The organism is Flavobacterium sp. GW823-FHT06G12 (genome assembly GCF_058794775.1).
In genome coordinates, this window is the sequence record NZ_JBXAHE010000002.1 from 1,219,928 (window position 1) to 1,233,762 (window position 13,835).

Sequence of the window (13,835 nt, forward strand, 5' to 3'; positions counted from 1 at the left end):
TTTGTTAACCATTAACTCTAGATAAAAGTGAAGGCAAAAGGATTATTTCTCGTATTTTTTGTGTTTTTTATTTTTCAATCCTGCGGGCGCAAATCAGCGGCCGATTTCAATTCCGATTTTTCATTATTCAAAGACTACATTACTAGTTTTACTGGCGGTATCGTTTCTGCAGATTCTGATATTCGCGTGGTTTTGGCTTTCGATAAAAACGATTGGAAACCTAATCAGGAATTAGACGACGATTTGTTTGATATTTCGCCAAGTGTTCACGGAAAAGTTATTGCACTTTCAACAAATACATTAGCTTTTATTCCGGAAAAAAAACTTAAAATGGGAACAGAATATCAAGTTACTTTAAACTTAGATAAGCTGACAGCCATTCCTAAAGAGAAAGAAAAAGAACTTTCTAAATTCAACTTTACAGTTAAAACCGTTAAACAGGATTTTACCATTAATACTGGCGATGTGCAGTCGTACAGCAAAGAATATCAATATTTAAACTGTACGTTAAAGACTGCAGATAATATTGATTTGGAAACCGCCATTAAGCTGGTTAAAGCTAAACATAACGGAAGCGATCTTAAGATTAAGTTCGATAAAAATGTGTCTTCAGGAAAAGAATTTCATTTTATAATAGATAGTATTCAACGCCAGTCAGAAGCTTCGAATTTAGAAATTATATATGACGGAAATGATTTTGACATCGATCAGAAAGGACAAATCGATTTTCCGATTACGAGCATCAACGAATTTAAAGTTATAAAGGTTGAAATTCCAGATGGAAACAATCAGCAGGTTTTAATTAATTTCTCCGAGCCTTTAGAAAAAGGTCAGGATTTTGCTGGATTGGTTTCGATTCAGAATACCAATAATTTGAAATTTTCTACACAAGGAAATTTACTAAAAGTATATTTTACGAATCAAAATGCACCTAAAAAAGAAAAGACTGTAACAGTAGTTGCAGAAGAACCAGTTGCAGTAGCTGTAGATTCCGCAGCAGTTGTAGTCGATTCTGCTGCAGTGGCAGTTGATTCTGCCGCCGCAGTTGTAGAAGATGCTGTTGAATATGTGCCAGACGAAGAACCAGAACAAGTTGTTACGGGCGAATTATTATTGGAAGTTTTTCAAGGAATAGAAAGCCAATATGGCAAAAAACTGGAAAACAATTATTCTGAGAAAATTTCTTTTGATCAGATAAAACCCAATGTTCGTTTTATTAAAAACGGAACGATTCTGCCAAGTTCAAACAATTTAAAATTAAATTTTGAAGCTGTAAATCTGAGTGCTGTAGATGTTAAGGTGTACAAAATCTACAAAAATAACATTCTACAATTTCTTCAATACAATGAATTAAACGGCGGACAAAATCTCAAGAAAGTCGCCCAGCCAATTGCCAAAACAACACTGAATTTAAAAGAAAGTACGCTCGTAAATCTCTCTAAATGGAATACGTATGCTTTAGATTTATCTAAAATCATTAAACCAGAACCGGGAGCAATTTACAGAGTTGAATTTGTTTATAAAAAGAAATACTCGCTTTACAAATGTGAAACTTCAGAAGGAAATGACGATGAAGCTGAGGAGGAAGAAGTGGATGAAAATGATGTAAACTACAGCGGAAACTCTTACGACGATTACTATTATTATGACGATTACGATTGGAGAGAAAGTCAGGATCCTTGTACAGGTTCTTACTATTATAATGCCAGAATTGCAACTAATATTTTAGCTTCAGATTTAGGAGTTATTGCAAAAAGAGGCGAAAATAAATCGTACTTGTTTGCTGTAAACAATATCGTTACAACTGAGCCAGTTTCAAACGCAAGAGTAGATTTATACAACTTCCAACAACAAAAAATTGCAACAGAAGCAACAAGCAGCGAAGGTATTGCATCCTTCCAATTGGATAAATTTGCCTATTTCGCAATTGTAACTTTAGGCGATCAGTCGACATACGTGAAACTGGACGACGGACTTTCGTTATCAGTAAGTAATTTTGATGTTGCCGGAGAGACTTTACAAAAAGGCTTAAAAGGATTTATTTACGGAGAAAGAGGCGTTTGGCGTCCGGGAGATAATCTATATCTGTCATTTATTTTGAATGATGCTGCGAATAAACTTCCGAAATCTCATCCAATCAAATTCAGATTAAACGATCCGAATGGTAAAACAGTTTATCAAACGGTTCAAAAAACGAATGATCTAAACCATTACGCTTTTATAGTTCCAACTAATCAAGATGCGCCAACAGGAAACTGGGAAGCAATGGTAAGCGTTGGAGGCGCAAAATTCTATAAGAGCATTAAGATTGAAACGATTAAACCAAATCGTTTAAAAATTAAGAATACGTTTAGCAGAAAAACACTTTCGGCTTCGTATCCAAATACTGATAATCTTGAAGTAACATGGCTTCACGGTGCAATTGCTAAGAATTTGAATGTAGAAATGCAGGCTAAATTCTCTCAGCAAAGCACAACGTTTAAAGGTTATGAAAAATATACTTTTGATGATTTAGCTCGTCAATTCAGCACAGAAGAAATCAATGTCTTCTCTGGAAAATTAAACGAAAACGGAAAAGCATCGGTAAACATTCAGCCAAGATTACAGGGTCAGGCGCCAGGAATGCTTCGCGCTTCATTTATTACAAAAGTGTATGAAGAAGGAGGAGATTTTAGTACAGATGTAATGTCAACAACTTATTCTCCGTACAAAACCTACGTTGGACTTAAAACACCTGAACTGAACAAGTACAGCATGCTTGAAACGAGAACAAACAATCGTTTTGATGTGGTAACAGTTGATGAAAACGGAAGACCAAAATCAGTTCATAATCTCGAAGTACGAGTTTACAAAGTAGACTGGAGATGGTGGTGGGATTCTTCAAGCGATAATTTATCAAATTATAACTCGTCGAATGCAACTACTTCGTACAAAACTTTTGTAATCAATACCGATTCAAGCGGAAAAGGAAGTTTTCAATTTGCCTTGACAGACGAAGAATGGGGACGTTATTTAATTCGTGTTGCCGATCAGCAAGATGGTCATGCGGCTTCATTGACAGTAAATATTGACTGGCCAATCTGGTCTGGAAAAACACGTAATAGAGACGCTTCAACTGCTAATATGTTAGTTTTTTCTACCGATAAGAAAAATTATGCAGTGGGAGAGAAAGCTCAGATTTCTTTCCCTTCAAGTGAAGGTGGACGCGCTTTAATTTCAATAGAAAACGGATCAAGAGTAGTGCAGACTATTTGGGCTGAGACTAAAAAAGGAGAAACTAAAGTTGAGGTTCCAATTACAGGAGCAATGGCACCAAACGTATATTTTAATATTACATTATTGCAGCCACACGCTTCAACCAAAAACGATTCGCCAATTCGTATGTATGGGATTGTTCCTGTTGAAGTTGTAGATAAAAATACCATTTTGGCACCAACGATTAATATGCCAGATGTTTTAAGGCCAGAACAGCCATTTACAGTAAAAGTAGGTGAGAAATCAGGCAAAGAAATGACGTATACAATCGCAGTTGTAGATGAAGGGCTTTTGGATTTAACTCGCTTTAAAACACCAAATGCATGGGATAGTTTCTATGTTCGTGAAGCTTTAGGTGTAAAAACTTGGGACATTTACGATGATGTAATTGGCGCTTATGGCGGAAAAATAAGCCAGATTTTCAGTATTGGTGGAGATCAGGATTTAGGTGGAGGAAAAGCTAAAAAAGCTAACCGTTTTAAACCTGTTGTATTATATTACGGACCATTCAAATTAGAAAAAGGAGAAACAAAATCGCATCAATTAAAACTGCCTAAATACATTGGTTCTGTTAGAACAATGGTTGTGGCAGGCGATGCAAAAACAAGCGCTTACGGAAGTGTAGAAAAAGCAACACAAGTTAAGAGTCCGTTGATGGTGTTGGCTTCGTTGCCAAGAAAAATTTCACCTTCTGAAAAAGTAACGTTGCCTGTAACGGTTTTTGCAACTGAAAACAAGATCAAAAATGTTTCAATTCAGGTAAAAACAATCAATGGATTAAAAGTAATGGGAAGTGCGGTTCAAAGTTTGAATTTTGCACAGCCAGATGAAAAAATGGCTTACTTTAATTTGGTTGTCGGATCTGCTACTGGAATTGCAAAAGTTCAGGTAATTGCAACATCGGGAAGTGAGAAATCGGTTTATGATGTTGAGATTGATATGACAAATCCGAATCCCGTTACAAGTACTTTTACAGATGTTGTTTTAACGCCAAATAGCACTAAAACACTTTCATGGAAAACATTTGGAATTGCTGGAAGTAATAAAGCAAGGTTAGAAGTTTCATCTATGCCGTCAATGAATTTGAATGGAAGATTGCAATTTTTGATTCAGTACCCGCATGGTTGTGTAGAACAGACAACTTCATCTGTTTTCCCACAATTGTATTTGGGCGATGTAGCTGATATTGATGCAAAACGTAAAGATTTAATTCAAAAAAATATTGCGGCTGGAATTCAGAGATTGGGTAATTTTCAGTTATCAAATGGTGGAATGCCTTACTGGCAAGGAAATGCAATTGCAGACGATTGGGGAACTTCATACGCTGGACATTTCTTAATTGAAGCAGAGAAAAAAGGATATGTGTTGCCAATTAATTTCAAATCGAAATGGTTAGGTTATCAGCAGAAAGAAGCGAAACAATGGCGATTTGAACCAAAATATGGAAATGATTTAGCTCAGGCATATCGTTTGTATACTTTGGCTTTAGCTGGAAATGCCGATTTATCAGCAATGAACAGATTGAGAGAAACAAAAGGTATCTCGAACGAAAGTATGCTTCGTTTGGCAGCGGCTTATGTTTTAGCAGGTCAAAAATCGGCGGGACAAAGTTTATTCTTGAAAACCAGCATTGATGGAAGTTCAGATAGCTACAGTTATTACTATTACGGTTCGAGCGAAAGAAATAGAGCAATGGCTTTGGAAACGATGCTTTTATTGGATCAAAAACAAAAGGCGTTTGTAACAGCAACGAAATTGGCTAAAGAAATGTCAGCGAATCAATGGATGAGTACGCAAACCACAGCTTACTGTCTATATGCAATGTCGAAATTTGCAGTGAGTAATGGTCCAAAAGGAATCAATATCCAATTCAGTAAAAACGGAAAAGGTGAGACAATAAATACAGGTAAATCGGTTGCGGATCGTAGTTTGTCTGCTGCTTCTGGTACAAACAGTATTACATTAAAAAACAATAAAGCTAATACGGTATATGTTCGTGTATTAAACACAGGAATATTGCCAATCGGACAAGAAAATGCGGTTCAAAGTGATGTTACGGCTTCTATAGTTTTCAAAAATAGAAAAGGAAGTGTAATCAATGTTTCAAAAATCAATCAAGGAACTGAATTTGTTGCAGAGGTTACGATTAAAAATCAAAGAGGAGAAAGTGTTCAAAACGTGGCATTATCACAAATTCTGCCTTCAGGATTCGAAATTGTAAATACTCGTTTCACAGATTATGGAGACGCAATAAACAATATCGCCGATTATATTGATATTCGAGACGATAGAACAAATTTCTATTTCGGAATGAAAGCCAGAGAAACTAAAGTTTTCAGAATCCTATTAAACGCATCGTATTTAGGAAATTATTATTTACCTGGCTTACAATGTGAAGCGATGTACGATAATACATTCTTAGCTAGAACAAAAGGATTCTGGGTTGAGGTTGTGAAATAAAATTTATTTGCCACAGATTAAATAGATTATCACAGATTTTTGAAAATCCATTTAATCTGTGTAATCTGTGGCTAAAAAAACTTTGCGAACTTAGCGTATTACTTAGCGCCTTTGCGGTTAAAATGAATAAGTATTGAAAAATAAACTCATAGCGTTTTTTCAGCGCATTTTAAACTGGATTAAAAGAAATAAAATAAAATCAGCAATTGCATTTCTGCTCTTGCTGATTTACTATTTTTCGATACCTCGAACTTTATTCAAAGAGCCGTATTCAACCGTAATAGAAAGTAAAGAAGGAGAACTTCTAGGCGCTAAAATTGCCAGAGACGGACAATGGCGTTTTCCTGCGCAAGATAGTGTTCCCGACAAATTCAAGAAATGCATTGTTTATTTTGAGGACGAATATTTCTACAAGCATCCAGGTTTTAATCCCGGTGCTATGATCAATGCTTTTAAACAAAACAGAAAAGCAGGAAAAGTGGTTAGAGGCGGAAGCACACTGACGCAACAAGTAATCAGACTTTCCCGAAAAGGAAAAAACAGAACCTATTTTGAAAAACTAATTGAAATTATTCTCGCGACGAGACTAGAATTAGGCTATTCTAAAAATGAAATTCTCGAATTGTATGCAGCACATGCACCATTTGGAGGAAATGTAGTTGGATTAGAAATGGCTTCGTGGCGTTATTTTGGAGTACAATCCAATCAATTATCTTGGGCAGAAAATGCAGTTTTAGCAGTTTTGCCAAATGCACCAAGTTTGATTTATCCTGGAAAAAATCAGATAAAATTATTAAACAAGAGAAATCGTCTTTTATTAAAACTACATCAGGAAGGCATTATCGACAAGCAGACGTATGAACTTTCTATAGAAGAACCTTTGCCTCAAAAACCGTATGATCTGCCTCAAATTGCATCTCATTTACTGCAGAGAGTCGCAAAAAATGAAGAAGGAACAAGAGTAAAAACTACTATTGATTATGCTTTGCAAAATCGTGTCAATCAAATTGCACGATACTATTACAATCAATATAAACAGAATGAAGTGCATAATCTGGCAATTTTGGTAATTGATGTTCAGAGCAGAAACGTAATGAGTTATGTTGGAAACTCTCCAGCAGATGCGGATCATCAAAAAGATGTTGATATTATTGATGCGCCAAGAAGTACAGGAAGTATTTTAAAACCTCTTTTGTATGGAGCGATGTTAGATGACGGTGAGTTATTGCCGAATACTTTAGTGGCCGATATTCCAACGCAAATTTCTGGATATACACCTCAAAATTTCAATTTGACATTTGACGGAGCTGTTCCGGCACATCGTGCATTGTCTCGTTCACTCAATATTCCTGCAGTTTTAATGCTTCAAGAATTTACGGTAAATAAGTTTTACGAAGAGCTTCAAAAGTTCAAATTGAAGAATATCAACAAAACACCAGATCATTATGGTTTGTCGCTTATTTTGGGAGGAGCCGAAAGTAATTTGTGGGATTTATGCAGGACATACGCTAATCTTTCTTCTACATTAAATTACTTTACAAAACATCAAGCAAAATATAGGACGAATGAGTTCACAGAATTAAATTATAAAAACGATTTTAAGCCCGATTTTGGCTCAGAAACAGATCAAAAGAATATTCTAGGCGCTGGATCAATTTGGCTAACATACAACGCAATGGAGGAAGTCAACAGGCCTGAAGGAGACGAAGCTTGGAAATTTTATGATAGTTCGCTTAAAATTGCTTGGAAAACAGGAACAAGTTTTGGAAATAGAGATGCATGGGCAATTGGAACAAATTCGAGATATGTGGTTGGAATTTGGGTAGGAAATGCGACAGGCGAGGGGAGACCAACTTTAACCGGAGTTACCAGTGCTGCGCCAATTTTATTTGATGTTTTTAATTTACTGCCAAGACAAAGATGGTTTGATACGCCTTATAAGGATTTAGAAGAAGTTGAGGTTTGCCGTTTAAGCGGTTATTTGGCAAAAGATAATTGCCCCAAAATCAAACAATGGGTTACTAAAAAGGGAAAATCAACTAAAGTTTGTCCGTATCATAGAACAATTCATTTAGACAAAACAGAACAATTTCAAGTAAACAGCAGTTGCGAAAGCATTGAAAATATTGTGACTAAAAATTGGTTTGTTCTGCCTCCTGTTATGGCTTGGTATTACAAAAGTCAACATATAGAATATTTGCCGCTGCCGCCATTTAAAGAAGGTTGTGAAGGAACACAAACCATGACAATGGATTTTATTTATCCAAAGGCAAATAGCAAAATTTACTTAACAAAAGATTTCAATAGCAACGTACAGCCCGTAATTTTAAAAGTAGCTTATTCTGAAAGAGATAAAGAATTGTTTTGGTATGTAGATGATGTTTATAAAGCAACAACTAAAACATTTCATGAATTGCCAATTACTCCCACAACAGGAACACATTACATAACAGTTGTAGATGCTAGCGGAAATGAAATTAGAAGAAAAATCGAAATTGTGAGGGATTAAAGTTTATTGTATGATATTGAGTTTTGTATAAACATCTTTATTTTTAGTAAATCGAAACGAGATTGAAACTGTAAATCCTTCATAAGTTGGAATCTTTTCTTTATTGTATGGAAACGAATATCCTAAGCCTAAATCTATCATATTAAATACGGTTAAACCGCCTACTGCATAAGCATTCTTAGAGGAGCTGCCTGCTTTTATAAACAGAAGATATTCTGTATTATATGACAAATGTACATCTGGAAGACCATAATAGTTACCATCATAGCTATTGGTAATTCCATATCCCGCGCCCAAAAAGAGTTTGTTTTTGCTTCGAGTCAGGCAAAATTCAAGACCACCCGTAAAAAGACTTTTGTTAGCAATTGAATAATTCAAATATAGAATTGGCCATTCTGGAATTTTAAATTTTGAATTATTGGTATTTTTCTTGTAATTAAAATTGTTGGCGTCAATCATTTTTCCATCTTTGTTAAACCACTCAGCTTTACCAAATAATTGTTCGGCTTTATAATCACTTGAATAACCTTTAAATTGTAACTGATTGTTGTTTATGTAATAATCCTTAATTGCAAAAAGGGAGTCGATGTTTTTGATTTTATAACCTACAGCGTCTTTTGTTTTCACTTTTAGAGGTTTAACTCGGTAATAAAAAGCTGCTTCCTTACTACTTGTTTTCCAGTTTTTGTCAAAAAAGATTGTGTCATTTTGAGCCGATAATGGATTAAGTAACATTAAGAAGATTATAGTAACGAAGGTTTTCATTTTTAAATTGTTTAATATCCTATAAATTGGCTGTAAACTTTTCTGTTTCTTGTAAATCTTAAATTAAGACTCATTGTAAATCCTTCAAATGCTGGAGCTTTGTCTGGGGTGTACGGTAATGAATATCCAAATCCTAAATCTATGAAATTCATTAATGTTAATCCGCCTAATAGATAACTATTTTTATGAGTTGTTCCAATTTTTGCAAACAAAATAGAGACATTATAAGATAGATGAAGATCGGGCAGACCATAATATTGCCCATTATAACTATTGGTAACGCCGTATCCAAGACCTAAAAATAATTTTTTAGGAGTTTGACAGTCCAAACAAAATTCATAGCCTGCAGTTAAAAGACTTTTATCAACAATGCTATAATTTATATAAGTGATTGGCGGACTAGGAACTCTAAATGTGCCGGGAGCTGGTTTGCTGAAATCTCTTGAGTAAAGAACGGTTCCATCTTCTTTGTACCATTTGGCTTTTCCGACATTATTGTTTCCTTCTGTATCTTTTGTGTAGCCTTCGAATTGTAAAGTATTATTTTTTACGTAGTAATCTTTAATAACATAAAGAGAATCTACATATTGTATTTTTCGTCCAATAGCTTTTTTTGTTTTTATTTTAACTGGCTTTAGTCTGTAATAAACAGCTGAGTCTTTAACAGTTGTTTTCCAAGCTGAATTAAAAAAAATAGTATCATTTTGAGCAGATAGTTTTAAAGAAAGCAAAAAAAAGATAGTCAATAAGCGATTGATTTTTTTTGTTTTAAATAGCGAAAAAAGACTTGTGGTGATTGTCATAAAATTCGATTGAAATTTAGCAAACATACTGCACAGTCAAGAAAGATATGGTTGTAAGAAGTTTTTTTTGTGCCATTATAAGACATAAAAATATTTTGCGAAAAGGCACAAAAAAACCGCCAATCTTTCGAAAGGCGGTTTTGTTTTTTATTCTGTAATAACATTTCCTTTTTTGTCATAGAAATGGTATTCTAAGTACGTGTAAGCGTCACGAGGTATGATTTTCACCCATTTCTTATGTTCAAAAAACCATTTTGAACGTAATGATGGAAAACCTTTGCTGAGGTATGCAGCCACAAACGGGTGTGTATTAAGCACAACTTTATTGTGGGTTTTTAAAAGTCTTTCTAAATCAGCGGTGATCTTATCAATGATTAAAATTGGAGCTTCAATTTCACCATTATGTTTGTTAGGATCTTCCTCTCTGGTTTTGATATTTACTTCTGGTCTTACGCGCTGTCTTGTAATCTGGACCAAACCAAATTTACTCGGCGGTAATATTTTATGTTTTGCTTTATCGTCGCTCATTTCTTCTCGCAAGAAGTCGAACAAAACTTTCCTGTTTTCTGGATTAGACATATCGATAAAATCAACTACGATAATTCCGCCCATATCACGCAAACGTAGTTGTCTTGCGATTTCAGCAGCGGCAATCATATTTACTTCCATGGCTGTGTCTTCTTGGTTGGTCGCTTTATTAGAACGGTTTCCGCTGTTTACGTCTATAACGTGAAGAGCTTCGGTATGTTCTATGATAAGATAAGCACCTTTACTCATGGAAACAGTTCGGCCAAATGAAGTTTTGATTTGTCTCTCTATATTGTATTTCTCAAAAATCGGAGTGTCATTTGATTGATAAAACTTGACAATCGATTGTTTTGAAGGAGCAATTTCTTGCAGATATTCCTTCGTTTGATGGTACAACTCTTCATCATCTATTTGAATACCACTAAAGGTATCATTGAATACATCTCTTAATATTGAAGAAGCTCTATTTAGCTCTCCTAATACTTTTGATGGATGATGAGCAGTTGGTAATTTTTTACACATTGCAGACCATCTGCCAAGCAGGTTCTGCAAATCTTTTTCTAATTCGGCTACGTTTTTGCCTTCGGCTACTGTGCGAACAATAACACCAAATCCTTTAGGTTTGATCGATAGAACAAGTTTTTTTAGACGATCCTTTTCTTTTTTGTCTTCTATTTTTTGAGAAATAGAAACACGATCAGAAAAAGGAACTAGAACGATAAATCTTCCGGCAAGAGAAAGCTCAGCACTTATTCTTGGACCCTTGGTCGATATAGGTTCTTTAACTACTTGAACTAAGACAGATTGATTGGCACTTAAAATATCAGTAATGATGCCATCTTTGTCAATCTCTTTTTCAAACTGAAAGGTTTTTAGGGAGAAATCTTTTAATTTACCTGCGCTTACAAGTTTTATGAATTTCAGCTGAGAAGCTAGATTTGGACCCAAATCATGATAATGTAAAAAGGCATCTTTTTCAAAGCCTACATTTACAAAAGCAGCATTAAGTCCGGCAACTGGTTTTCTAATTTTGGCAATAAAAATATCGCCAACCTGAAAGTTGCTTTTTTCTTCTTCTTTGTGTAATTCAATTAGTTTTCCATCTTTTAATAAGGCAAAATCTACTGCATCAGAACTAGATCTAATGATTAATTCTTTATTCACACTGTAAATTTTTATCCGTGAATTGGTTGTCGGTTGTTTGTTGATAGTTGTTGGTAAAGAAACCAAAAACCAAGAACCAAAAACCATCAACTTCTACAAGGATGGATTAAACAATATTTTTAACAGGTATTAACCCGGTGGAGTTAGTTATCAGTTTTCAGTGGCAGTAAGCAGTTTTAGGCTGCAAACTGTAATCTGTGACTGAGATTGTCAAACTCCAATTTCAATGAACGTTTAAAAAGAAAAAAGTAGTTTAAAACTACTTTTTCTTTTTGTGGCGGTTAGCTCTCGCTCTTTTTTTACGTTTGTGAGTCGCTACCTTATGTCTCTTTCTTTTTTTACCACTTGGCATATTGTGTCAGATTTTATGTTAATTAATATTATTTTGCTTCGTTGTTTGTTTTAACCCCTTCTACAAAAACTTTTGCAGGTTTAAACGCAGGAATGTTGTGTGCTGGAATTTTAATAGTAGTGTTTTTAGAAATGTTTCTTCCAGTTTTTTCAGCTCTAGTTTTAACGATAAAACTACCGAAACCTCTAAGGTATACATTGTCTCCAGTTTCTAAAGAAGTCTTCACTTCTTCCATAAAAGTTTCTACTGTTGCTTGAACGTCTCCTTTTTCAAGACCTAGTTTCTCTGAAATCTTCGCTACGATATCTGCTTTCGTCATTTTCTTTCCTATTTTATTTTATAAATGGTGTACTATTTTTTTGAGTTTGCAAATATAGGAATTAAAAAAATAATTAATCAAGCTAATTCGTTAAATTTTAATTACATAAACATTTACTTTTGCAATCTAAGTATTTTGCAATGGATTTTTATAACATATTGATAAAATGGTATTTACAGAACAAGCGTGATTTACCGTGGCGAAAAACGGTCGATCCGTACCAAATTTGGCTCTCAGAAATTATGCTTCAGCAAACGAGAGTTGCGCAAGGAATGCCTTACTTTTTCTCATTTACCAAGGAATTTCCTACCGTAAAAGATTTAGCAGATGCGCCAGAAGAGAAGGTTTTGAAACTTTGGCAAGGCTTAGGGTATTATTCTCGTGCTCGAAATCTTCATAAAACTGCTCAATATATAAGTAATGATCTAAATGGAGTTTTTCCTGATTCTTATAAAGAACTTTTAAAACTTAAAGGTGTTGGCGAATATACAGCTGCTGCAATAGCTTCTTTTTCGTATAATGAATCTGTTCCTGTTGTAGATGGAAACGTATTTAGAGTATTATCTCGCTATTTTGATGTAGAATCTGATATTGCGCTTCCAGCAACTAAAAAAGAGTTTGCTGCTTTAGCACAAGAATTAATGCCAAAAGATAATCCTGCAATTTTTAATCAGGCCATAATGGAGTTTGGCGCGCTGCAATGTGTTCCTAAAAGTCCTGATTGTTCTGTTTGCGTTTTTAATGAAAGTTGCGCTGCATTGCAAAAAGGAAAAGTTAACAAGCTTCCCGTGAAATCGAAAAAAGTAAAAGTGACCAATCGTTACTTTAATTATTTGATATTAGAAGATGTCTTAGGAAATACATTAATTCAAAAAAGAACTGCAAAAGGAATCTGGCATAATTTATATGAGTTTCCGTTGTTGGAAACAGAAGCTATTGCTGATTTTGATATGGTTTCTAAAAAAGCCAAGAACGAAATTTTTTCAGATTATACTATTATAAGTATAGAAGATTACAGTGAATCGACCGTAATTCATAAACTTTCGCATCAGCATCTGCACATACAATTCTGGAAAATCAGAGTACAAGATAAAATCGAAAACGGAATAGATTCTCAAAAATTAAAAACTTTTCCTTTTCCTATTGTGATATATAATTTTATAGAAAAGCAAGAAATAAATTGCTAAAAAAATGTATCTTTGGGAGAAATACCACCAAAAACTATGAACGGAACATTAAATAAAGTGATGCTTATTGGCCATTTAGGCGATGATGTAAAGATGCATTATTTTGATGGAGGAAACTGCATCGGACGTTTTCAATTGGCTACCAATGAGGTGTATATCAATAAAACGACCAATGAAAAGATTACTTCTACAGAATGGCATAATTTGGTTGTGCGTAATAAAGCCGCAGAGATTTGCGAAAAATATCTTTCTAAAGGAGATAAGATTTATGTTGAGGGAAGAATAAAATCTCGTCAATGGCAAACAGAAGATGGAACCACTAAATATACTACAGAAATTCAGGTTACTGAGTTTACTTTCCTGACAACCAAAAAAGAAACTGCATATACAAAACAAAACCAAGATACAGAGTCGCCAAAAAATACTAACTTTGACGCTCCTGAAGGGCTCCCAATTAATGATCTGCCCTTTTAAGTGATGTTTAACTAATTTT

8 protein-coding genes are annotated in these 13,835 nt (G+C 34.5%); 4 read left to right on the forward strand and 4 right to left on the reverse strand.

Annotated features, from left to right (window positions below; translation table 11 throughout):
* Window positions 1-27: 27 nt before the first annotated feature.
* The gene (locus tag AC1Q5Z_RS12205; protein WP_492445024.1) at window positions 28-5,715 is read left to right on the forward strand and encodes an alpha-2-macroglobulin family protein; all 5,688 of its coding nucleotides are present in this window, start codon (window positions 28-30) and stop codon (window positions 5,713-5,715) included.
* Window positions 5,716-5,848: 133 nt separating this feature from the next.
* A complete protein-coding gene (gene pbpC, locus AC1Q5Z_RS12210; protein ID WP_492445026.1) occupies window positions 5,849-8,224 on the forward strand; it encodes a penicillin-binding protein 1C in 2,376 nt (791 codons plus the stop codon).
* Window positions 8,225-8,227: 3 nt separating this feature from the next.
* Here the strand turns inward: pbpC and AC1Q5Z_RS12215 are convergent, their stop codons facing one another.
* The 4 genes from AC1Q5Z_RS12215 to AC1Q5Z_RS12230 all read right to left on the reverse strand — a co-directional run bounded on the left by AC1Q5Z_RS12215 (window position 8,228) and on the right by AC1Q5Z_RS12230 (window position 12,155).
* Window positions 8,228-8,989: a hypothetical protein gene (locus AC1Q5Z_RS12215; protein ID WP_492445028.1), complete on the reverse strand. Its 762-nt coding sequence runs from the start codon at window positions 8,987-8,989 to the stop codon at window positions 8,228-8,230.
* Between the two features lie 11 nt (window positions 8,990-9,000).
* On the reverse strand, window positions 9,001-9,735 hold the full coding sequence (locus AC1Q5Z_RS12220; RefSeq protein ID WP_343587971.1) for a hypothetical protein: 735 nt from the start codon (window positions 9,733-9,735) through the stop codon (window positions 9,001-9,003).
* 204 nt (window positions 9,736-9,939) lie between these two features.
* Window positions 9,940-11,484 (reverse strand): Rne/Rng family ribonuclease, encoded by a 1,545-nt coding sequence (locus AC1Q5Z_RS12225; protein WP_066032867.1) that lies wholly within the window; start codon window positions 11,482-11,484, stop codon window positions 9,940-9,942.
* A gap of 380 nt (window positions 11,485-11,864) precedes the next feature.
* Entirely contained in the window at window positions 11,865-12,155 is a 291-nt protein-coding gene (locus tag AC1Q5Z_RS12230) for an HU family DNA-binding protein (protein WP_007805026.1), read from the reverse strand.
* 140 nt (window positions 12,156-12,295) lie between these two features.
* On the opposite strand from AC1Q5Z_RS12230, the gene mutY reads away from it, so the two are divergent.
* Complete coding sequence (gene mutY, locus AC1Q5Z_RS12235) at window positions 12,296-13,342, forward strand: A/G-specific adenine glycosylase (RefSeq protein ID WP_343587974.1); 1,047 nt, start codon at window positions 12,296-12,298, stop codon at window positions 13,340-13,342.
* A gap of 36 nt (window positions 13,343-13,378) precedes the next feature.
* Complete coding sequence (locus tag AC1Q5Z_RS12240; protein WP_198855513.1) at window positions 13,379-13,816, forward strand: single-stranded DNA-binding protein; 438 nt, start codon at window positions 13,379-13,381, stop codon at window positions 13,814-13,816.
* Window positions 13,817-13,835 lie beyond the last annotated feature (19 nt).